Genomic DNA, 22474 nt, shown 5'->3' on the forward strand with positions numbered 1-22474 from the left:
CCCCCATGCGCCTCGCCGCCGCTGTCGCGCTGGCGATAGCCGTCACCGCCTGTGCCCCTTCGACCACCACCAGTGCCGGCGAGGGCAAGGTCACCCTCTCGGTCTGGGGGTGGGGTCCCGAGGCCAACTACGACAAGATGTTCGCCGAGTACGAGAAGCTCAACCCCGGCGTCGACGTCGACGCCCGCTCCTTCACCACCGCCACCGAGTACGACACGATCCTGTCCACCGGCCTGGCCGGCGACAGCGGCCCCGATCTGGCCTGGCTGCGCGCCGGAGCACAGTTGCAGCCGCTCGTCGAGGCGGGCCGGCTGGTCCCGCTCGACACCAAGGACGTGCCCGGCCTGGCGGGCTTCGACGAGGGCGTCCTGCGCGCCGCCAAGGGCGACAAGGACGGCAAGGTGTACGGCGTCCCGTTCGCCGTGCAGACCCTGCAGGTGATCTACAACAAGAAGATCTTCGCGGACAACGGCGTCACCCCGCCCAAGACGTACGACGAGATGATCTCCTCCGCCGAGAAGCTCAAGGCCAAGGGCGTCATCCCGTTCGCCTTCGGCGGCAAGGACGACTGGATGCTGCCGATCGTGGCGAGCATCTTCGGCACCGCCCACTGGGGCGGCGACGAGTTCCTCGCCGCCGTCAAGGCCAAGCGGAAGAAGTTCGCCGACCCGCGCTTCGTCGAGGGCATCGAGCAGATCACCAAGCTCAAGCCGTACTTCCCCGAGAACGCCGCAGGCGTCTCCTACACCGACGCGCAGATCCTGTTCTCCTCCGGCAAGGCGGCCATGTTCCCCGGCGGCCTATGGGAGCTGAACTTCTTCAGCGAGAACGCCAAGGGCATCGAGCTGGGCGTCTTCACGCCGCCCGCGCCGGAGGGCCAGGGCCTCATGCCCGGCTTCACCGACGGCTCCTACGGCGTCAACGTCAAGACCAGGCACAAGGCCGAGGCGCTGAAGTTCGCCGCCTGGCTGGCCTCCAAGGACTACGGCCGGCTCTACACCGACACCGTGCGCACCTTCTCCGCCGTGCCCGGCGTCACGCCCAAGGACCCCCTGCTCGCCGAGGTCGCCACCACCTTCGAGCAGCACGGCGCCACCTACTTCATGAACGAGTTCGCCTACGGCAACCCCTCCTCGGCCACCGTGTTCTCCAAGGCGCTGCAGGAGATGCTGCTGGGCCGCATCACGGCCAAGCAAGCGGCGGAGCGGCTCGACAAGAGCGTGTCCACATGGCTCTAGGCGCGCGGCGGGGGCGGGGATCGTCGTACCTGTTCCTGATCCCCGCCTTCCTCCTCTACTCGGCCTTCGTGGTCTACCCGCTGTTCACCGGCCTGACCTACAGCTTCTTCTCCTGGAAGGGCACGCTGCGGGGCGGCTTCGCCGGGCTGGACAACTACGCCGGCCTGCTGTCGGGCACCTTCCTCGACCAGCTGCTGCCGGCGCTGGGGCACAACTTCCTGCTCTTCGCGGGCACCATGCTGGTGCAGAACACGCTGGGCCTGGCCTTCGCGCTCGCGCTGTCCCGCGTGCGGCGCGGCAAGCGGGCGCTGCAGACCATGTTCGCCCTGCCCTACCTGGTCAACCCCCTGGTCATCGGCTACCTGTGGACCCTGCTGCTCAGCCCTGCCTTCGGCCCGGTCAACGCGTTCCTCGAGCCGCTCGGCCTGGCGATGCCGTGGCTGGGCGACCCGGACACTGCGCTGCCGACCGTCATCGTGATCACCACCTGGCAGTGGGTGGGCTTTCCGATGCTGCTGTTCAGCGCCGCCCTCGCCGGCATCCCCCCGGAGTACGGCGAGGCCGCCAGGACCGACGGCGCCGGCTCCTGGCAGGTGTTCTGGCGCATCACGCTGCCGCTGCTCAAGCCGGCCATGGCCACCGTCACGATCCTCAGCTTCATCGGCAGCATGGGCACCTTCGCCCTGGTCTACGCGCTCGGCGGCTCCAACGGCGCCCCGGCGGGCGCGACCGACGTGCTCGGCCTGCTGTTCTACCGGACCGCGTTCGCCTCGGGAGACGTCAACGCGCTGGGCACCTCCTCGGCGCTGGCGGTCTTCATGTTCACCTTCATCTTCGGCTCGACGCTGCTGCTCGAGCGGGTGCTGAGGAGGAAGGCGTGAAGGCGCTGACGGTCAGGATCCTGCTCTGGGGCTACGCCGCCTTCTCCATGGCGCCCCTGCTCGTCATGGTGCTGAGCTCGTTCCGGCCCACCAGCGAGATCTTCGACCGGCCGCTCGGCCGGCCCACCGGGTTCGGCAACTACGTCAAGGCGTGGACGGAGGCGTCCTTCTCCACCTACGTGGTCAACTCGGCGGTCGTCGTGGTCTGCGCGGTGCTGCTGGGCGCCGCCGTCTCGCTGCTGGCCGCGTACCCGCTGGGCCGCAGGGAGTTCCGCGGCCGGAGCATGTTCGCCGCGTACTTCATCTCGGGCATGACCCTGCCCGCCCACCTGGGCGTGCTGCCGCTGTTCTACCTGCTGGAGAGCATGGGGCTGGTGGACTCGCTGGCCGGGCTGGTGCTGGTCTACGCGGCCGGGTCGGTCCCGTTCAACGTGTTCGTGCTGACCGCCTTCTTCCGGCAGCTCCCGCACGAGCTGGACGAGGCCGCGTCCCTGGACGGCGCCGGGCCGTTCGCGACCTTCTGGCACGTGATGCTGCCGCTGGTCCGGCCAGCGCTCGCGACGGTGGTGGTCTTCCAGTTCGTGCCGATCTGGAATGACTTCTTCTACCCCCTGGTCCTGATGCGGGACGAGAGCAAGCTGACCCTGCCGGTCGGCCTCACCCACTTCTTCGGCCAGTTCCAGAACGACTGGGGGACGCTCTTCGCCGGCCTGGTGATGACGACGATCCCCCTGGTCGTGCTCTTCGTGCTGGCCACGCGCCAGATCGTCGCCGGGCTGACCGCCGGCATGAACCGTTGAGGAAACAGTCTATGGATCTTGTGATGGCCTTCGCCGACGAGGCGCGCTCCCGGCTGGACCGGCTGGTGACCGGAGAGCTGCCCGCCATCAGGCGGGCGGGGGCGCTGATCGCCGCGGCCGTGCGCGCCGGCGGCGTCGTGCACGCGTACGGGACGGGGCACTCGGAGGCGGTGGCGCTGGAGGTGGCGGGCCGGGCGGGCGGTCTCATCCCGACCAACCGGCTCACCCTGCGCGACCCGGTGGTGCTGGGCTCGGCCGACCCCGGCGAGTTCGACCCGCTGGCCGAGCGCGACCCGCGCACCGCGCACCAGGTGCTGGCCCTGCACACGATCGAGAAGTCCGACGTCTTCGTCATCGCCTCCAACTCGGGCGGCAACGGCTCGACCGTGGAGATGGCCCGGCTGGTCAAGGAGCGCGGCCTGCCGCTGATCGCGATCACCTCCCTGGCCCACTCCGGCGCCATCACCTCGCGCCATCCGTCGGGGGAGCGGCTGTTCGAGCTGGCGGACATCGTGATCGACAACCTCGCCCCGTACGGCGACGCCGTCCTGCCGACCGAGCACGGCCCGGTCTGCGGCATCTCCTCGATCACCTCGGCGCTGGCCGTGCAGCTGATGGTCGCCGAGGCGATCGGCCTGCTCCAGGCCGATGGAACGATCCCGCCGGTCTACCTGTCGGCCAACATCCCCGGCGCCGACGCGCACAACGACGCCCTCGTGGCCCGCTACGCCGGGCGGATCAGGACCGGAGCGCTGTGAACCTGACGATCGCCGCCTTCTGGCCGCCGCCGCCCCACGAGACGACGGCCGCCCGCTACCGGGAGATCGCCGAGGCCGGCATCGACCTGGTCATCACCGGCAACTACCTCAACGACCGCGTCATCCTGCGACACGCGCTGGCCTGCGCCGAGGAGGCGGGGCTCGGCGTGCTGGTCGCCTCGGACCCGCGCGTGGACGTGCTCATGCGCGACCTGGACGTGGACCCCGCGCCGCTGATCGGCCGGGTGGTCGACGACTACCGCCCGTTCCGCTCCTTCCGCGGCGTCAGCCTCATGGACGAGCCGCACGCCGGGCAGTTCGCCAGGGTGGCGGCCGGGGTCGCCGCCGTGCGCGCGGCCGGCGCCTTCGCCTACGCCAACCTCCTCCCGAGCCACGCCACCGGCCCCTATGACGAGTACGTGGGGGAGTTCGCCAGGATCGTCCGCCCCGACGTGCTCTCCTTCGACCGCTACCCGTTCCTGGCCGACGGCTTCGACGAGGGCTACTTCGCCGATCTGGCGACCGTCCGCGAGCACGCGCGCCGGGCCGGGCTGCCCGCCTGGATGTACGTGCAGACGCTGGCCTACGACGGGCACCGCGAGCCGACGGCCGCCGAGCTGGCCTGGCAGGTCAACACCGCGCTCGCCTACGGTTACACCGGCATCCAGTACTTCACCTACTGGACGCCCGACCCGGCGCGCGGCGAGGGCTTCCAGCCGGCGCTCATCGGCGGGGACGGCGTGCCGACCGAGCGCCACGGCATGGTGCGCGACCTCAACACCCGCTGGCTGCGCCCGGTGGCGGCGGAGCTGTCCGGCTGGACGTCGGCCGACCACGACGGCGACGTCCTGGTGGGCCGCTACGGTGAGGGCCTGCGGTTCGTCTGCAACGCCCGCTACGACGAGCCGGCCGAGGTCACGCTCGACGGGATCACCGAGACCTTCGACCCGGCGACCGGCTCCTACGAGGCGTGCGGCACGGCCTTCACCCTCGCGCCCGGCGCGGCGAGGCTGGTCCGATGATGCTCTTCGCCGGCGTGGACGCCGGCGGCACCACCACCCGGGCCGCCCTCCACGCGGCGGACGGGACCAGGCTCGGCTACGGCACCGCCGGCCCCGGCAACCCGGCCGCGCACGGCGGCCCGGCCGCCGGGGCCGCGATCGAGCAGGCCCTGCGCCGCGCGCTCGACGGCCTGGACCCCTCGCTGGTGGCCGCCTCGGTGGCCGGGGTGGCGGGCGCGGACGGCGGCTTCGCCGAGGTGCTGCGGCGCGTCTGGACCGCCTGCGGCATCGCCTCCCCGCCCAGGCTGGTGGGTGACGTGGACGTCGCCTACGCGGCCGGCACCCCGGCGTCCTCGGGCACGTTGCTGCTGGCCGGGACGGGGGCGGCGGCCGCCCGCTTCTCCGGTCGCGCGGTGGCGGCCGTCGCCGACGGGCTCGGGTGGCTGCTCGGCGACGAGGGCGGAGGCTTCTGGATCGGCCGGGCCGGGGTGCGCGCGGCCGTCCGCGCGCTCGATCGCGGCCTGCCGTACGGGCCGCTGGTGGAGCTGGTCAGCGCGCACTTCGGCGTGACGGGGGAGCCGCGGCGGCGCGCCGACGCGATCGTGCGGCTCGCGCAGGCCGACCGGATGCTGGTGGGGGCCGCGGCGCCGCTCGTGGCCGAGGCGGCGGCGGCCGGGGACGAGCGCGCGGCGGAGATCGCCGGCGCGGCCGCGCGGCGGCTGGTGGCGACGGCGGGCCGGGTGCACGGCGAGGGCCCGATCGTGCTGGCGGGCGGGGTGCTGGCCGCCGACGGCCCGGTACGCGCGGCGGTCATGGAGCTGCTGGCCGGGCGGGAGGTGGTCACCGCGCGGGACGGCGCGGCGGGGGCGAGCTGGCTGGCCGCGCTCGACCGCCTGGGCGACCTCGGCGCGCACGCGCGCTTCACCACGGCTTGCCATTAATTTAATGACCGATTAACCTCATCTGGTCAAACAAATGAGGTGAGACGGATGGTCAAGGTAGGACGGCCACCGCAGGACCCCGCCCGGCAGCTGGAGCGGGCCCACCGGATCCTCGACGCCGCCGCCGAGCTGATCCTGCGCTGGGGCTACGGCAAGACCACGATCGACGATGTGGCCAAGCGCGCGGGCGTCGCCAAGGGCACCATCTACCTGCACTGGAAGACGCGCGACGAGCTCTTCGCCGCGTTGCTGCGCCGCGAGCGGGTGCTCATGCTGGCCGAGGTCCGCCGGGACGCGCCGGCCACGCTGGGCGAGCTGTACGGCGGCTACGCCCGCGCGCTGCTGCGCAGGCCGCTGCTCCAGGCACTCATGCGGGGCGATTCGGAGCTGCTGGGCAAGTTCACCCGCCAGAAGCAGCAGGCGGGCCGGTCGCCGACGATGGGCCCGCCCCTGGAGGCGTACGTGGCGGAGCTGGTCAAGCTGGGCGCGGTGCGCGCGGAGCCGGCCGAGCCCGCCATGGTGGCCAACGCCGTCCTGTACGGCTTCCTGTTCGTGCCGGACGGCCTGTCCCGGGAGGAGTCCGCCGAGCGGATCGCGTTCCTGGTGACCGACACCATCGACCGGGCCATGAGCACCGGCCGCCCCCTGCCCGGCGACGACGCCGACGCCGTCGCGCGGGCCACCCTCGACTTCCTCGCCGCCGCGCAGGAGATCGCCGAGCAGCGGCTGGCGGCCTCCATGGGTGGGCCGCAGCAGGCGCAAAGGAGCGTGTGACGTGAAGGCCGTACTCCCTCTCGACGACGCGGCGGCCGACCTCGCGACCGCCGGCGGCAAGGGCGCGTCGCTGGCCAGGCTCACCAGGGCGGGGCTGCCCGTTCCCGCCGGGTTCCACATCACGACCGCGGCCTACCGGGCGTTCGTGTCGGCCTTCCGCGACGAGCTCCCGCACGCGGAGGACCCGCGCGCGCTGTTCGCCGCGCACGACCTGCCCGCCGGGCTCGCCGCGGAGATCCGCCGCGCGTACGAGGCGCTCGGCGACGACGTGCCGGTGGCCGTGCGCTCGTCCGCCACCGCCGAGGACCTGCCGGACATGTCGTTCGCCGGCCAGCAGGACACCTATCTCAACGTCAGGGGCGACGCCCTGCTCGACGCGGTCAGACGCTGCTGGGCCTCGCTGTGGAACCCGCGCGCCATCGCCTACCGCGACCAGCACGGCGTCCCCCACGACGACGTGGCGCTGGCCGTGGTGGTCCAGGAGCTGGTGGACGCGGACGCGGCCGGCGTCATGTTCACCGCGAACCCCATCAGCGGCGCCCGTGACGAGACCGTCGTCAACGCCTCCTGGGGGCTCGGCGAGGCGGTCGTCGGCGGCCAGGTCACCCCTGACACGGTCGTCGTCTCCGGCGGCGCCGTGACGCGGGAGCAGGTGAGCGACAAGACGGTCATGACCGTCCGCACCCCCGACGGCACCCGCGAGCGGCCCGTCCCGGAAGAGCTGCGGCGCGCGGCCGTGCTCGACGCCGCGCAGGCCGTGGAGCTGGCCGCGATCGGCGCGCGCATCCAGAGCCTGTACGGCACGCCGATGGACGTCGAGTGGGCCAGGCGCGACGGGAGGTTCGCCATCGTCCAGGCCCGCCCGATCACCGGCCTCAAGCCGCAGGTCGAGGAGTGGAACGACAGCCTCAAGGGCGAATACCTGTGGACCGGCGGCAACCTGGGCGAGGCCATCCCCGACGTGATGACGCCCCTGACGTGGTCGTTCGTGCGGCTGTTCATCCACGAGGCCATGTCCGCCTCGGCCCTGCCCGGCTTCGACCTGGTCGGCAACATCGGCGGCCGCTTCTACATGAACCTGAGCGTCATCCACTCCATCGCCGGCGCCCTGGGCATGGGCGGCAGGCTGAGCGCGGTCGAGCAGGTCTTCGGCAAGCTGCCGCCGGGGCTCGCCGTCCCCATGGTGCCGGTGTCGCGCTGGGAGATCATCAAGCGGGTCCTGCCCATGGCGATCGGCATCCGGCGCCGCGTGCGTACCAACCTCAAGGGCATGCGCGCGTTCCTGGCCACCTCGCAGCGGCGTTGCGAGGAGCTGCGCGCCACGATCGCCGCCACCGGGTCGGGCCCCGAGCTGGCCGAGCTGTGGGAGCGCGAGATCAGGGCCCACCTGGTCACCTCCTGCCGCATGCTGGAGGCCGCCGGCCGCCAGGGCGGCGCCACCCTGGTCTGGACCCGCGACCGGCTGCGCAAGATGATGGGCGAGGTCGACGCCGAGGCCATGCTGACCGGCGTCAACACCGACGGCGAGCTGGCCAGCCTGGGGCCGGTGATGGGCCTGTCCAGGCTGGCGCGCGGGGAGATCACCAGGGACGAGTTCGCCCGCGCGTACGGGCATCGCGGCCCCCACGAGTTCGAGGTGTCGATCCCGCGGCCCGGCGAGGACGACGCCTGGATCGACGCCCAGCTCGCGGGCCTGCGCGATCTGCGGGCCGGCACCGAGGCGCTGCTCGCGCGGCAGCGGAAGGCCAGGGAGGAGGCGTGGGCGCGCTTCGCCGGGCGCTATCCGCGCCAGGAGGCCAGGATGCGCGCCCGGGTCCAGCGGTGGAACGCCGTCGTGCGGGACCGCGAGGCCACGCGCTCGGAGAACATGCGGGCGTTCTGGGTGCTGCGGGCCTTCGCCGTACGGGCCGGGGAGCTGTCGGGCCGGGGCGACGAGGTGTTCTTCCTCTCCCTGGACGAGCTGCTCGCCCTGCTGCGGGGCGAGTCCTCCGCGCTGGAGCGGGTGCCGGTGCGGCGGGCCACCTACGAGCGCTACGCCGCCCTGCCGCTCTACCCCGCGCTGATCGTCGGCCACTTCGACCCCGTGCGCTGGGCCGCCGACCCCGCCCGGCGGGCCGACGTCTACGACGCGCGCGGCACGGCCGTGCCGGTGAGCGACACCGTGAAGGGCTTCCCCGGCGCCCCCGGCATCGTCGAGGGCGTCGCCCGGGTGATCTCGGGGCCCGAGGAGGGCGACCGGCTCAAGCCGGGCGAGATCCTCGTCACGACGCTCACGAACGTGGGCTGGACCCCGATGTTCCCCCGCGCGGCGGCCGTGGTGACCGACATGGGCGCGCCGCTGTCGCACGCCTCGATCGTGGCGCGCGAGCTGGGCATCCCCGCCGTCGTCGGCACCGGCAACGCCACCATGCGCCTGCGCGACGGCGACCGGATCAGGGTGGACGGCGAGCGGGGCACGGTCGAGTTGCTGGCGTGAAAAGTCTCCGCCAAGTCGATCGCTTCGACGGGTGGCATGGGATGACCTTGGTGCCCATGATCGAATGGTGGACTCCAGAGGACGTTTACGAGCTCGAGGCGCGCTGCGCCCGATTCCGCATTGCCAAGCTGGCGCTCGACCGGGGCCCCACAGAAATGGACAGGGCAGAAATGGGCAGGGAGGATGAGGCCGATCCGGCGGCGTGACCTCGCCGAGCTGCCCCCGTCGCTCGTGGCCGAGGTGGAGCGCAGGCTGGGCGCCGTGCGCGGCTTCGAGGAGCGGCGGGGCGGCTTCTCGGACGGCGTGCTCGGCGTGGCCGCGCTCGCGGGCGGGGAGCGCGTGTTCGTCAAGGCCGTCCCGGCGGACGGCGGGGACGCGGACGCCTACCGGGAGGAGGCTGCGGTCAGCGCGGCGCTGCCTCCCGGGGTGCCCGCGCCGCGCCTGCTGTTCACGGACGAAAGGGACGGCTGGCTGCTGATCTGCTCCGAACTGGCGCCCGGGCGGCTGCCGCACGAGCCGTGGCGCCCCGAGGAGCTGGCGGCGGCGCTGGACCTGCTCACGGCCTGCGCCAGGGAGCTGACCCCGGCGCCGGTCGAGGGCCTCCCGACCGTCGCCGCGCGCATGAAGGGCCGCTGCGAGCTGTGGCAGGACCCGGGCGCCGCCCGCCTCGGCGCGTGGGAACGCGGCCACCTGGCCAGGCTGGCGGAGGTCGAGCGGGAATGGGAGTCGCTGGTCACCGGCGACACGATGCTCCACTTCGATCCGCGCTTCGACAACATCCTCATCGACGAGCGCGGCACGGCCCGGCTCGTGGACTGGGGGCGGGCCTGCGTCGGCCCGGACTGGGCGGACCTCGTCTGCCTGCTGCTGGAGTCCGAGCTCGGGGACCCCGACCTGGAGGAGGTCTTCGCCGGGCACCCGCTGGGGCGGCGGGCGGCGCCGGAGGGCGTGGACGCGCTGCTGGTGGCGCTCCTGGGCTACTGGACGCGTACGGCGGCGCTCCCCGGACCGGCGCACGCGCCGCACCTGCGGGAGCGGCGCGAGCACTCCCGCCGCGCCACCCTCGCCTGGCTCAGCGCCCGCTGGGCGTGAAAGGGCCCGCTGGACGTGAAAGGGCCCGCGGGGCGTGAAGGGGCCCGCCGGGAGGAGCGCGCTAGCCGCCGACGTGGATGCCGGGCCGCTTGTCGGGGTCGGGCTCGCTCTTGCGCAGGATCTCGCGTACGACCGGCGCCGTGTCGCCGCGGCCGAGGATGAGATAGCGGAACAGGTGCACCAGCGGCGAGCCCTCCGCCCACGCGAAGTAGCAGTGCGGCCGCACGCCCGCGGCGTCGCGGAGCGCGAGCAGGACGGCGGCGATGGCGTTGGGCGCGGCCGGGCTCTGCGCGCGCAGGATGCGGTACTTGTCCACCTCCACCCCGCGCACGTGGAGCGCGTCGCTGAAGTCGGACGGGTCGATGACGTCGATCTCCAGGAACAGGATGTCCGCCCGGCCCGGGACCGGGTTGACCCCGCGCTGCTCGGCCTCCTTCTCAGCGTACTCGGCCGCGTCACCCGCCTGGCGGCGGTTGGCGATGATGTTGAGGGCGCCGTCGTAGTCGAGCGAGTCGGCGATGAACCGCCGCGCCGCCTCGTCGAACTCGATCCGGTCGGCCCGCAGTTCGGTCGTCCGCGAGACGCGCGAGATCAGCGAGATGGCGATGATGCCCAGGATGAACAGCGCGGAGATGGCGATGCCGTCGGGCTTCTCCCGGATGTTCTCCACCAGCGCGTACACCAGCACCAGGGTGAGCACCGTGAAGCCGGCCGCGGCGGCCCGCTGGCGGCGGCGGATCGCCGAGATCGTCACCGCGACCGCGCCGGAGACCATCATGGCCAGGATGCCCGTGGCGTACGCGCCGGCCTGGGCGTCCACGTCGGCGTCGAAGGCGATGGTGAGCACCACGCAGATGCCCGTGTAGACCAGCACCACGGGCCGCACGGCGCGGCCCCAGTCGGGCGCCATGCCGTAGGAGGGCAGGTAGCGCGGCACGATGTTGATCAGGCCGGCCATCGCGGAGGCCCCGGCGAACCACAGGATGAGGATCGTGCTGATGTCGTAGACCGTGCCGAACATCTCGCCGAGCCGCTCGTGCGCCAGATAGGCCAGCGCCCTGCCGTTGGCCTCGCCGCCGGGCCGGAACTTCTCGGCCGGGATGAGCACCGTGGTCACGAAGCTGGTCGCGATCAGGTAGACGCTCATGATGAGCGCGGCGCAGGTGAGCAGCTTGCGCGTGTTGGCGACGCGGGACTCGAGCCGCTCCTCGGCGGTCTTGCCGGCGGCGGCCACCAGCGGCATCATGCTGACGCCCGTCTCGAACCCCGAAAGGCCCAGCACGAGCAGCGGGAAGGCGAGGACGGCCGGCCCGATGAGGCCGCCGAAGCCGCCCGTGCCGCTGGTCAGCGCGTCGGTCCAGCGGGAGAGCGCGTCCGGGGAGGTGAAGACCTCGCCCAGGCCGACGGCGACGACGACGGCGTTCAGCACGAGGAAGATCGCGACCAGCGGGATGGCCACGCCGACCGCCTCGCTGAACCCGAGCAGGAACACCCCGCCCAGCACCAGCAGCAGCACCACGGTCAGCAGGACCTCGTGGCCGTGCAGGAAGCTCGGGAAGAACGGGTTCTCCACGACGTGCACGGACGCGTCTGCCGCCGACAGCGTGATCGTGATGATCCACGACGTGGCCACGAACCCCAGCAGCACCAGCACGAACAGCTTGCCCCGCCAGAACGGCAGCAGCCGCTCCAGCATCGCCACGGAGCCCTGCCCGTGCGGGCTCTCCCGGGCCACCCGCCGGTACATCGGCAGCATGCCCAGCAGCGTCAGCGCCACGATGAGCAGCGTGGCCAGCGGCGATAAAGCGCCGGCCGCCAGGGCGGCGATGGCGGGCAGGTAGGCCAGCGTGGAGAAGTAGTCGACGCCGGTCAGGCACATGACCTTCCACCAGGCCTGCGGCTCGGCGTGCCCCTCGGTCGTCTCCGGGCCCGTCGGCTGCACGCGAAGCCGCAGCAGCCAGCGCGCCAGGCCGTTGGACGGGGGCGCTGGAGGGGTCGGGCTTTCGACGACCGCGGGGATCGCGCGCCCACCGGTACCGCTCACCGGATCTTCCTCTCTCGTGGAGAAACGCACCCCACCCTAGGGGGTCCGGTACGGTATCACGCGGCTGGTCCCGCGAATCCAGCCACCACACGCCGTGCGCAGGGTTCAGGCACCGTCCTTGTCGGAGTCGGCGGAGAAGACGATGGCCCCGAGGTAGCCGTCGTCCTCCTGGGTGATCTTCATGAGCATGCTGTCGTCGTAGAGCCCGGCCGCGTCGCAGTGCCAGATCTCCACGACCGCGTTGCCCAGCGGCTTGCACGTCTCGCTGTCCTGCACCTTGATGGCCACCCGCAGCCGCACGCCCTGCTTGTCCTCGCGGATGTCGCTGCGGATCTTGTCGGCGTCGAAGTAGTAGGGGCCCTGCGTCGTGGTGCCGGTCAGCTTGCAGGTGCCGGCCCCTTCGAACAGCGAGGTGAGGTCCGCGGCCGTGGTGGCGGCCGGCGTCACGCTCGCGCCCGTGGACGTCGTGACGGTCGCCGTGCCCTCGGCGCTCGAACAGGCCACCAGCAGGCTGCCGAGCCCGAGCGAGCTGATGCCGGCGAACAGCCGTCGCCGGCTGACGCGCTGACCTTCGTGATCGTGTCCCACTGTGGTGTCCTTGTCCGGGATGCGGTGATGTTCCGGACCTCACCGTAGGACGGGACCTCTTGGGACCTCCTTCACCGCGGATGAAGTTCTCATGAGTCGGGGACGGGGTCAGCCGCCGTTCCGATCGGAGTCGGCGGACAGGATGATCGTGCCCAGGTAGCCGTCGCCGTCCTGGATGACCTGCAGCATCATGCCGTCCCTGAAGATGTTGTCGGCGCTGTTGAAGGTGTCGCGCCCGGTGTGCGCCGCGTAGGGCGGCGTCGCCAGCACCTTGGCGTTGAGCGCGTCGTCGAACATGATCTGCGTGTTCAGCACGCGCCGGTCGCTGAAGTGGACCATGGTGTGGATGTGGACCGTGCGGCCGGGATACCAGCCCGGCCAGATGGTGGTGAACTCCACGATGCCGTCGCTGTTGGTGACCTGCGCGCCGCGCAGGTAGCGGGAGTCGTCCGAGGGCTTCATGTCGCTCATGAAGGCCACGTCGGTGAAGCCGCCCGGGGGAGGGCCGCTGGCGGCGTCGTCCTTCGACTCCTTCTCCGCCCCCGAGTAGACCCCCGCGGCGTCGCAGTGCCAGATCTCCACGACGGCGTTGCCCATGGCCGAGCACGTCTCGCTGTCCTGCACCCTGATGCCCATCCGCAGCCGCACGCCCGGCTTGTTCTCTCGGATGTCGCTGCGGATCTTGTCGGCGTCGAAGTAGTAGGGGCCCTGCGTCGCGCTCGGGGTCAGCTTGCACACGCGCGAGCCGGCGAGCAGCGAGGCGAGATCCCCGGTCGCTGCCCCCGCGCGGGCGCCGGGCGCCGACAGTACGGCGCCGAGCCCGAGCGAGCTGATGCCGGCGATCAGCCGCCGCCGGCTGACCCGCTGACCTTCGTGATCGTGTCCCACTGGAGTTCCTTCTGGCGTTCCTTCACTCAGACGAACCTCTCACGGGAGGGCGGCCTTTCAGCGGAGGCGCGGCCTGCGTCTGATGACATTTCAGTCGAAACCCTTTTCGGTGATATGAAACTGTAACCAGCGGCTCGCGAGCTGATCAGCGACGGTCGGGCCAGATAGGTCCAGTTGGAAGGCACTGCACACAGTTGCAGTGGCCGATTGACAGTCCCTGTCCGGCCGGTCTACTTTCCCGAAAACCTTTTAGGTTCACCGCTTCGATCCCTGTCCGTGATGTTAGCGCTAACAGAAGCAATCGCTAGATTGTAAGGGGCGAACACATGAGACGACGCTGGGCAGCGGCCCTCACCGCGGCACTCGTGCTCATCCTCGGCAACGCGACGCCCGCGTACGCGGGCGCGCCGATCACCACCGCGATCTACACGGCCGACCCGGCCGCGCTGGTCGTGGGCGACACCCTGTACCTCTACACAGGCCACGACGAGGCCCCGGCGGGCGGCACCAACTTCGTCATGCGCGACTGGCACGTCTTCACCTCGACCGACGCCACCAACTTCACCGACCAGGGCGCCAAGCTCTCGATCTCGAACTTCTCCTGGGCGGGCGCCGACGCCTGGGCGGGCGAGGTCGAGCGCGGCGCCGACGGCAAGTACTACTGGTACGTCCCCGTCAACGGCAACGGCGCCGGCTGGATGGACATCGGCGTGGCCGTCGGCGACACCCCGACCGGCCCGTTCCGCGACGCCAAGGGCGGCCCGCTGATCAGCGACAGCACCCCCAACTCCTCGCCCCTCAACATCGACCCCACCGTCTTCACCGACGACGACGGCCAGGTCTACATGTACTGGGGCTCCTACTACGGCCTGCGCGCGGCCAAGCTCAACGCCAACATGACCTCGCTCAACGGCTCGGTCGTCACCCCGAGCGGCGTGTCGAACTTCTGGGAGGCCCCCTGGATGTTCAAGCGCAACGGCGTCTACTACCTCGCCTACGCGGCCAACGACTCGGCCTGCTCCGCGCCGGGCTACGCCTGCATCAGGTATGCCACCGCCAGCAACCCGCTCGGGCCCTGGACGCACCGCGGCGTCGTGCTCGACCAGGTCAGCTCGACCACCAACCACCCGGCGATCATCGAGTACAAGGGCCAGTGGTACATGGTCTACCACAACGCCGCAGCCCCGGGCGGAGGCAACTTCCGCCGCTCGGTGACCATCGACAAGCTCTACTTCAACGCCGACGGCACCATGCAGAAGGTCGTCCAGACCTCCGGCGGCCCCACCACCCCGGGCAACCTGGCGACCGGCGCGACCCCGTACACCTCGTACGTCTCGCCCTGGGAGACGCTCGGGGCGATCAATGACGGCTACACCCCGGCGAACTCGGCCGACCACAGCCACGGCGCCTACGGCAACTGGGACCACCAGGGCACCGAGTGGATCGAGTACCGCTGGCCCACCGCCCAGAACGTCTCCAGGATCCAGACCTACTGGTTCGACGACGACCAGGGCATCGACCTGCCGGCCTCCTGCCAGGTGCAGTACTGGAACGGCAGCGCCTACGTCAACGTGCCCGGCCAGTCGTCCTGCGGCGTGGCGGGCAACACGTTCAACACCACGACGTTCACCTCGGTCAACACCACCCGGTTGCGGCTGAACATCACCTCCAAGTCCGGCTTCTCGACCGGTGTGCTCGAATGGAGGGCCTTCTCATGAGGCGCGCCCTGTTAGCCCTGCTGCTCGTGGTCGGAATGCTCGTCGCCGGTGCTCCGGCGCACGCGGACCAGACCATCGGCTACCCGACCTTCAGCGGCCCGGCCGTCCCCGCCCCGCCGGGGTCGTACACGCCCGGCAACACGATGCAGGCCATCTACGACGCCGAGAGCTCCGGCACCGACTTCTGGATGGACCGGCTGCTGTCCCGCTCGGGCAACGACCCGGCCGGCACGTGGCTCATGACGCGCGGCCGGGCGCTGTTCATGAAGACCCACACGCCCGGCACGCTCGGCTTCGCCGGGCAGGTGGCGTACTGGGAGAGCATCAACAACAACAACGCCTTCACCGTCGCCGTCACCCCCGGCACCTTCACCGAGCAGGTGAACTCGCGCTGGCAGGCGCCCAGCTACTGGAAGAGCCGGCACACCAGCGGCTCGATCACGATCGACCAGACGAAGTTCATCACCGACAACAACGTGGCCGTGGCCAACCTGGCCATCACCAACGGCGGCTCCGCCTCGACGACGCTGCAACTGCGGGCCACCTCCCCGTACGCCACCAGCGGCAGCGGCAGCGAGCTGACCGGCCAGGTGAACGCCTACAACAACCTCACCACCATCTACCCGAGGCTGACCGGTGACGGGTTCACCGTCTCCAGCGGCGGGCTGAACAGGTCCGTCACGATCGCCCCCGGGGCGACGACGACCGTCAAGGTCGTCATGGGCTTCGTCACCAACGAGATCCCGGCCTCCCGCACCGACTACGACGCCTACGCCGGCTACACGCCCGCCACCGCGTTCGCCACGCACGTGCGCGCCTACAACAAGTGGTGGGCCGACAACATCCCCTACATCGACGTGCCCGAGCCCGGCATCAAGAAGAACATCTACTACCGCTGGTGGCTGATGCGCTTCAACCACCTGGACGCGGACATCCCCGGGCAGACCTTCCAGTTCCCGACCTCCGTCGAGGGCGCGCTGGGCTACAACAACGCGATCGCGCTGACCCAGCCCATGCACATCGACGACCTCAAGTACCTGCGTAACCCGATCTACTCGTACGGCGACTGGCTGAGCGTCGGGCAGATCTCCAAGAACGGCCGCTTCCTGGACAACCCCGGCGACCCGGAGAACTGGTCGAACAGCTACACGCAGTACATCGCCGAGGCGGCCTGGAAGAGCTACCAGATCCACGGCGGCCAGCCCGCCATCGCCGCGAACCTGGCCCGCTACGCCGAGCAGGACGTCAAGGGCCAGCTCTCCTACTACGACCACGACAACAACAAGCTCATCGAGTACGACTGGGGCGCCCTGACCGGCAACGACGCCGACGCCGTGTCCTTCCACTGGAAGCCGGGCAACATGGACCGCGCCGAGGCCGCCTACCAGTACAGCGGGGCGCTGGCCGCCGCGCAGGCGTACGAGGCGACCGGCAACACGGCCAAGGCCAACGAGATGCGCACGCTGGCCACGCAGATCCAGAACGCCATCGTCAACGTGCTGTGGAACCCGAACCGGCAGCTCTTCGAGCACCGGCTGAAGTCCACCAACGAATGGGTGCCGTGGAAGGAGATCAACAACTACTACCCGTTCGCCGTCGGCGCGATCCCCAACACCTCCACCTACAAGCAGGCCCTGCGCCTGTTCGACGACCCGGCGCAGTATCCGATCTTCCCCTTCTACACCGCCAACCAGGCCGACAAGGCGGCCTCGGGCACCGGCAGCAACAACTTCTCCACGATCAACTCCACGGTGCAGTTCCGCCTGCTCTCCTCGGTGCTGCGGAACTACTCCAACGAGTGGATCGACGCGACCTGGTACAAGAAGCTGCTCTACTGGAACGCCTGGGCGCAGTACATCAACGGCAACACCCAGTGGCCGGACGCCAACGAGTTCTGGGCCGACTGGAACGGCTCGTCCATCACGTACCGCTCGTGGATCCACCACAACATCCTGGGCAGCAGCAACTGGACCGTGATCGAGGACGTCGCCGGCCTGCGCCCGCGCAACGACGCCAAGGTGGAGCTCTCGCCGATCAACATCGGCTGGAGCCACTTCACCGTCAACAACCTGCGCTACCGCAACGCCGACCTGACCATCGTCTGGGACGACCCGTCCGACGGCGTCGTGCGCTACCCCGGCGTCCCCGAGGGCTACTCGATCTACATCAACGGCAACCGGGCGGCCACGGTGTCGTCGCTGGTGCCGTTCACGTGGGACCCGGCCACCGGTGACGTCACCACCAGCGGGTCCGTCACCTACCACGTGGCCGTGCCCGGGCTGCAGGCGCCCGCGCAGGTCACCCAGAACAGCGCCCGCATGGTCGACATGCTGGCCAAGGCCGGCGTCGACCTGACCGCCAACCTCACCAACCTCGCCGCCGGCGCCACCGCCACGGCCTCCACCACCGCCTCGGGCAGCACCACCGCGGGCGCGGTGGACGGCTTCCCGATCAACGAGCCGTTCTGGGGTGGCACGACCGCCGGGCAGGACTGGTACGAGCTGAACTTCGGCTCCGCCAAGACGGTCAACGAGGTGCGGCTCTACTTCAAGGACAGCCGCCCGGCCAGCGCCACCTACCGGGCGCCGGCGTCGTACGACATCCAGTACTACAACGGCAGCGCCTGGGTGAGCGTGCCCGGCCAGGCCAAGACGCCGTCCGCGCCGCGGGCCAACTACAACGTGGTGCAGTTCTCCGCGGTCAGCACGCAGCGCCTGCGGGTGCTGGCCACGGCCGCCTCCGGGGCCAGGACCGGCCTCACCGAGATCAAGGTCTTCAACCGGGGCGGGACGCAGCAGCCGAACCCCACCAACCTGGCGTCGTCGGCCACGCCGTCGGCGTCGAACACCTCGTCGTGGGAGAGCGTGGCCGCGGTCAACGACGGGATCGACCCGCCGTCGTCCAACGACACCGTCAACCCGCGCTGGGGCTGCTGGCCGGAGACCGGGCAGCAGTGGGTGGACCTGACCTGGGGCTCGGCCCAGAACCTGAACCGCGCCGAGGTGTACTTCTTCGATGACGACGAGGGGATCGACATGCCCGCGTCGTGGAAGCTGCAGTACTGGAACGGCAGCGCGTACGTGGACGTGCCGGGCGCGTCGGCGTACACGCTGACCAAGAACGCCTACAACAGCGTCACCTTCAACGCCACGAGCACGACCCGCCTGCGGGTGCTGCTCACCGGCAACGGCAGCAATTCGGTCGGCCTCCTGGAGGTCAAGGCCTACGGTCCGTGACGCCGCGTGGGGGCGCGCCTCGGCGCGCCCCCACCCTTTCAGCGCTGCGCGGCCGGGCGGATGACCATCTCGTTCACGTCCACCTCCGTCGGCCGGCCGATCGCGTACGCGATGGCGTCGGCGATGGCCTCCGGCGGGATCGAAGCCGCCCGGTACACGCGCATCGCCTCCCGCGCCCCCGGCTCGGTGATCGTGTCGGCCAGCTCCGACTCCACGACGCCCGGGGAGATCGTGGTGACCCGGATGCTCGGGTCCAGCTCCTGGCGCAGCCCCTCGGTGATCGCCCAGGCGGCGTACTTGGTGGCGCAGTAGACCGCGGCCGTCGGCACCACCCCGTGCGCGCCGATCGAGGCGACGGTGACGAAGTGGCCGCCGCCCTGCCGCTGGAAGTGGGGCAGCGTCGCGGCGATGCCGTGCAGCAGGCCGCGCACGTTCACGTCGATCATCCGCTCCCACTCGTCCACCAGGAGCGAGTCCAGCCGGGACAGCGGCATCACGCCCGCGTTGCTGACGAGCACGTCCACCCGGCCGTGCCGCTTCGCGGCCGTGTCGGCGAACCTCGTGACGTCCTCGCGGTCCGTCACGTCGAGGCGGCACACCTCCACGCTGCCGCCCTCGTTCCTGATGCTCTCGGCGACGGCGGCCAGCCGGTCCTCGCGGCGGGCGCCGATGACCAGGTGGTGGCCCTCGCGGGCGAGGCGCAGCGCGGTGGCCTGCCCGATGCCGCTGCTGGCCCCGGTGACCAGGACGATCTTCTTCATGGTGTGACTCCAGGTAGATGGGCATGGCGAAATGGCGCCCCGGCGGGGCGCGGTCAGCGAAGGGTGGTTCAGCCGGCGGTCAGGGAGCCCAGCAGGGACAGCGCCTCTTCCGACGGGCTGCCCGGGTCGGCCTGGTAGACGACGAGCTGCTGCCCGGGAGCGCTGTTCACGGTCAGCGACTCGTAGTGCAGGGTCAGCTCGCCCACCAACGGGTGGCGGAAGCGCTTGGTCTCGTGGGTCTTCTGGCGGATGTCGTGACGGGCCCACAGCCTGCGGAAGGGCTCGCTCTTGACCGACAGCTCGCCGACCACCTCAATCAGCAGCGGGTCGTCCGGGTCGGCGCCCGCGCCGGCCCGCAGCCCGGCGACCGTGTTGACCGCCACCCGGTCCCAGTCGGGGTAGAACTCCCGCGCGTCCGGGTCGAGGAACACCAGCCGGACCAGGTCCCCGCTGTAGGCGTGGCCGTCGAACAGGGCCCTGCCGAGCAGGTTGGCGGCCAGCACGTCGAGGCGGCGGCCCAGGACCACCGCGGGCGTGTGCGGCCAGCCCTCCATCATGCGCAGCAGGTTGGGGCTGACCCGCTCCCGCCTGGCGGACGCCCGCCTGCGCCGGACCGGGCGGGCCAGCCGGTGCAGGTGCGCGACCGCGTCCTCCTCCAGGGCCAGCGCGTGGGCGAGCGCGTCGACCACCTGGGCGGAGGGGTGGCGCTCGCGGCCCTGCTCCAGTCGTACGTAGTAGTCGGTGCTCACGCCCGCGAGCCGGGCGACCTCCTCCCGGCGCAGCCCCGCCACGCGGCGCCGGGCCGTGACCGGCACGCCGGCCTCCTCCGGTTGGAGCAGCTCGCGGCGGGCCCGCAGGAACTGGCCGAGTGGGTTCTCCCTGTCCATGTCTTCGAGGCTAGGCCAAGCGCAGGGGTGTCACAGGGGCTGAAGGTGGCCGCGCCGCTCCCACCTTCGGCCCCTCGTCTGATCGGGCCGCTCAGTGCAGGCGGCCCGCTCCGGCCCTCGCCGGGACGAGGGCGCGCAGCGCCTGCGGCGGGTGGACGCGGGTGAACAGCGCCGGGGTCCAGCCGGCGTCCGGCCCGACGGCCGTGCCGTGCGCGGCGTTGTAGGCGGCCACCACGTCGGCCGGGGCGCCGTCCACCAGGTTGCCCTTCGCGGTGATCGCGGTGCCGTTGAACACCGACAGGACCTTGTCCGCCGCGATGCCGTCGAAGGCGTTGTTCTCGGCGTAGACCTTGGAGCCGAAGCCCACGCCGATGCTGTAGCCGTGGCCGTCGCCGCCCGTGTAGTAGTTGTTGTAGACGTGCACCTGGCCGAAGCGCACCCTGGGCGCGCGCTGGCCGAGGCCCTCGAAGTAGTTGTGGTGCAGGGTGACCTTGAGCTTGTCCTCCTCGCCGTACCGCGTGGGGTTGTCGGTGTTGCCGATCAGGGTCACCTTGTCGTGGTCGCTGAGGTGGTTCCAGGAGAGCGTCACGTACGTGGAGGCGCGGACCACGTCCAGCAGGCCGTCGTGGACCTGGTACGGGCGGCCGAAGTAGCGCGGCTGGCCGGAGTCCGGGTTGTCGCCGTCATTGAGCGTGTTGTGGTCGAGCCAGACGTGCGTGGACCCGGAGACCTCGACGTTGTCGAAGGAGGCGTTCCAGTTGCCGTCGGCGCCGTCGGTCGGGTCCCACTGCGGGAAGCAGTCGGAGGTGTCGGTGATGGTGAGGTTGCGGACGATGACGTTGTCGGCGTTGCTGACGCGCACGCCGAAGCTCTTCAGCGCCGCGTCCGCGCCGAGGCCCATGAGGGTGACGTTGGAGCCGACGGTGACCGTGACGTGCTCGGCCATCTTCGCGTACGACGCCTTGCGGGCCTCCTCCAGCGGACCTGACGGGACGCCGGCCCGGCCCCAGACGGCCGGGTCGTAGGCGGCCAGGTAGGCGGGCAGACTGTAGCCGTTGACGGCGTAGTCCTCGCAGGTCAGCGGGGTGCCGTCGGTGCCGGTGTCGGCGTCTATGGCGCCCTTCACGTACACGATCCTGGGGGTGTTGTCGGCCGGGTCGCCGAGCGCCGCGACCAGCTCGGCCCTGGTCTTGACCACGTGGACGTCCTCGGGGCGGGCGGCCGAGCCGCCGGTGGTGCCGGTGCCGGCCGCCGCCCAGCCGTCGTCGCGGGGGAGCACCTCGCGGCCGGGCTCGCGCGGGACGGGGCGGTGGCGGCGGATGGGGTTCCAGCCGTCGGCGCCGGCCAGGTACCGCTCCGGGGTGAAGGCGGCGGCCTGGCCCGGGGCGAGCTGCGGCCGGTCGCCGTTGACGGTCGCGCCGGGGCCGTGGTTGCGGTACTCGGACAGGCGCGCGTCCCGCCAGCTCAGGCCGGACATGTCGGTCCAGGGGGCGTCCTTGACCTGCTGGCCCAGCCACGACTCGCGCACCAGCACCTGGCCCCTGGCCGTGGCGGAGCCGCCGGCCGGCCACGGGCGGCCCAGGTGGAAGGTGCGGGCGGGCGCGTCGCTGGTGAGGTGGCTGCGGTAGATCAGGAACCCGTACGGGTTGCTCAGCTCGGTGCTGGCGGCCGTGACGTAGCCGTTGTTGTCCGCGCTGCCGCGCGTCCTGCCCTTGATCAGGCAGTGGTCGAAGACGGCGGTGGCGCGGCCGAAGATGAAGTCGACGTCGCCCTCGACGTAGCAGTCGGTGAAGTACTGCCTGGCGACCGTCGTGGCCGAGGCGGTGTTGGCGTACAGGGTGTCCTGGTTGCCGATGAAGCGCACGTTGTCGTACACCTGCCGGTCGCCCGTCGTCCGCACGGCCACCGCCTGGCTGTAGCCGTGGGCGGCCTCGTCGTAGGCGTTCTCGAAGGTGAGGTTGCGGGCGGTGAAGTCGGGGGCGCTGATCGTGTACGAGGCGCTGCCGGAGGTGCCGTACGGTCCCGAGCCGTCCGGCTTCTGCGTGGCCGCCGAGGCGTCGAACGTGAGCACCACCTCATGCGGGTCCCGCGTGGCGCCGACCAGGGAGATGTGCGGTTTGTCGGCCGGGATCACCACCTGCTGCCGGTAGGTGCCCTTGCGGACCAGGATGGTGACCGGGCGGGCGTTGCCGGCGGGGACGGCGTCGACCGCGGCCTGCACGGTCGTGTGGTCGCCCGTGCCGTCGGCCGCGACCACGATGGTGGCGGGCGCCGGGGCCGTTGTCACAGGGGGCAGGGCGAGCAAGGGGAGGAGCAACAGCAATCGCATGGGGCGACCTCGCCGAGGATGCGGCAATCGGTTGCATGAAACGCTGACTCAGCCGCCTCACT

The 22474-nt window shown here is 71.2% G+C and carries 18 protein-coding genes; 12 read left to right on the top strand and 6 right to left on the bottom strand.

Features of this window, described 5'->3' with window-relative positions; all coding sequences use genetic code 11:
• Positions 1-5: 5 nt before the first annotated feature.
• From H4W80_RS48460 to H4W80_RS48505, 10 genes are read left to right on the top strand one after another with little or no spacing between them, the layout of a single operon-like run.
• Positions 6-1238, top strand: coding sequence for an extracellular solute-binding protein (locus H4W80_RS48460; RefSeq protein WP_192791237.1), 1233 nt, complete (start codon positions 6-8; stop codon positions 1236-1238).
• Positions 1229-2119: a carbohydrate ABC transporter permease gene (locus H4W80_RS48465; protein WP_192791238.1), complete on the top strand. Its 891-nt coding sequence runs from the start codon at positions 1229-1231 to the stop codon at positions 2117-2119. The genes H4W80_RS48460 and H4W80_RS48465 overlap by 10 nt, the downstream gene beginning before the upstream one ends.
• A complete protein-coding gene (locus H4W80_RS48470) occupies positions 2116-2919 on the top strand; it encodes a carbohydrate ABC transporter permease (protein WP_318787402.1) in 804 nt (267 codons plus the stop codon). The genes H4W80_RS48465 and H4W80_RS48470 overlap by 4 nt, the downstream gene beginning before the upstream one ends.
• A gap of 11 nt (positions 2920-2930) precedes the next feature.
• On the top strand, positions 2931-3677 hold the full coding sequence (locus H4W80_RS48475) for a sugar isomerase domain-containing protein (protein WP_192791239.1): 747 nt from the start codon (positions 2931-2933) through the stop codon (positions 3675-3677).
• Positions 3674-4699, top strand: a complete 1026-nt coding sequence (locus tag H4W80_RS48480) for a hypothetical protein (RefSeq protein ID WP_192791240.1) — start codon at positions 3674-3676, stop codon at positions 4697-4699. Before H4W80_RS48475 ends, H4W80_RS48480 begins: the two co-directional genes overlap by 4 nt.
• Positions 4696-5619 carry a BadF/BadG/BcrA/BcrD ATPase family protein gene (locus H4W80_RS48485; RefSeq protein WP_192791241.1) on the top strand — a complete coding sequence of 308 codons (924 nt, stop codon included), beginning with the start codon at positions 4696-4698 and terminating at the stop codon, positions 5617-5619. Before H4W80_RS48480 ends, H4W80_RS48485 begins: the two co-directional genes overlap by 4 nt.
• A 48-nt stretch (positions 5620-5667) precedes the next feature.
• Positions 5668-6393 (top strand): TetR/AcrR family transcriptional regulator, encoded by a 726-nt coding sequence (locus H4W80_RS48490; protein ID WP_192791242.1) that lies wholly within the window; start codon positions 5668-5670, stop codon positions 6391-6393.
• A 1-nt stretch (position 6394) separates the two neighbouring features.
• Positions 6395-8869 carry a PEP/pyruvate-binding domain-containing protein gene (locus H4W80_RS64060; protein WP_192791243.1) on the top strand — a complete coding sequence of 825 codons (2475 nt, stop codon included), beginning with the start codon at positions 6395-6397 and terminating at the stop codon, positions 8867-8869.
• A 56-nt stretch (positions 8870-8925) separates the two neighbouring features.
• A complete protein-coding gene (locus H4W80_RS48500; protein WP_192791244.1) occupies positions 8926-9075 on the top strand; it encodes a hypothetical protein in 150 nt (49 codons plus the stop codon).
• The gene (locus H4W80_RS48505; RefSeq protein WP_192791245.1) at positions 9053-9961 is read left to right on the top strand and encodes a phosphotransferase; all 909 of its coding nucleotides are present in this window, start codon (positions 9053-9055) and stop codon (positions 9959-9961) included. Before H4W80_RS48500 ends, H4W80_RS48505 begins: the two co-directional genes overlap by 23 nt.
• A 61-nt stretch (positions 9962-10022) precedes the next feature.
• On the opposite strand, the gene H4W80_RS48510 is transcribed toward H4W80_RS48505, so the two are convergent.
• From H4W80_RS48510 to H4W80_RS48520, 3 genes are all read right to left on the bottom strand, one after another.
• Complete coding sequence (locus H4W80_RS48510; protein ID WP_192791246.1) at positions 10023-12005, bottom strand: amino acid transporter; 1983 nt, start codon at positions 12003-12005, stop codon at positions 10023-10025.
• 105 nt (positions 12006-12110) lie between these two features.
• Positions 12111-12593 (bottom strand): peptidase associated/transthyretin-like domain-containing protein, encoded by a 483-nt coding sequence (locus tag H4W80_RS64065; RefSeq protein WP_192791247.1) that lies wholly within the window; start codon positions 12591-12593, stop codon positions 12111-12113.
• A 108-nt stretch (positions 12594-12701) separates the two neighbouring features.
• A complete protein-coding gene (locus tag H4W80_RS48520; RefSeq protein ID WP_192791248.1) occupies positions 12702-13481 on the bottom strand; it encodes an intradiol ring-cleavage dioxygenase in 780 nt (259 codons plus the stop codon).
• A gap of 326 nt (positions 13482-13807) precedes the next feature.
• Here H4W80_RS48520 and H4W80_RS48525 point away from each other — a divergent pair, with 326 nt between their 5' ends.
• A complete protein-coding gene (locus tag H4W80_RS48525; RefSeq protein ID WP_192791249.1) occupies positions 13808-15199 on the top strand; it encodes a glycoside hydrolase family 43 protein in 1392 nt (463 codons plus the stop codon).
• A complete protein-coding gene (locus tag H4W80_RS48530; RefSeq protein WP_192791250.1) occupies positions 15196-18435 on the top strand; it encodes an MGH1-like glycoside hydrolase domain-containing protein in 3240 nt (1079 codons plus the stop codon). The genes H4W80_RS48525 and H4W80_RS48530 overlap by 4 nt, the downstream gene beginning before the upstream one ends.
• A gap of 38 nt (positions 18436-18473) precedes the next feature.
• On the opposite strand, the gene H4W80_RS48535 is transcribed toward H4W80_RS48530, so the two are convergent.
• The 3 genes from H4W80_RS48535 to H4W80_RS61900 form a co-directional block, all read right to left on the bottom strand.
• On the bottom strand, positions 18474-19196 hold the full coding sequence (locus H4W80_RS48535; protein WP_192791251.1) for an SDR family oxidoreductase: 723 nt from the start codon (positions 19194-19196) through the stop codon (positions 18474-18476).
• A 68-nt stretch (positions 19197-19264) separates the two neighbouring features.
• Positions 19265-20083: a helix-turn-helix transcriptional regulator gene (locus H4W80_RS48540; protein ID WP_192791252.1), complete on the bottom strand. Its 819-nt coding sequence runs from the start codon at positions 20081-20083 to the stop codon at positions 19265-19267.
• A gap of 91 nt (positions 20084-20174) precedes the next feature.
• Positions 20175-22412 (bottom strand): pectinesterase family protein, encoded by a 2238-nt coding sequence (locus H4W80_RS61900; protein ID WP_225964076.1) that lies wholly within the window; start codon positions 22410-22412, stop codon positions 20175-20177.
• Positions 22413-22474: the final 62 nt, after the last annotated feature.

The organism is Nonomuraea angiospora, assembly GCF_014873145.1.
In the GTDB taxonomy this organism is placed as follows: domain Bacteria; phylum Actinomycetota; class Actinomycetes; order Streptosporangiales; family Streptosporangiaceae; genus Nonomuraea; species Nonomuraea angiospora.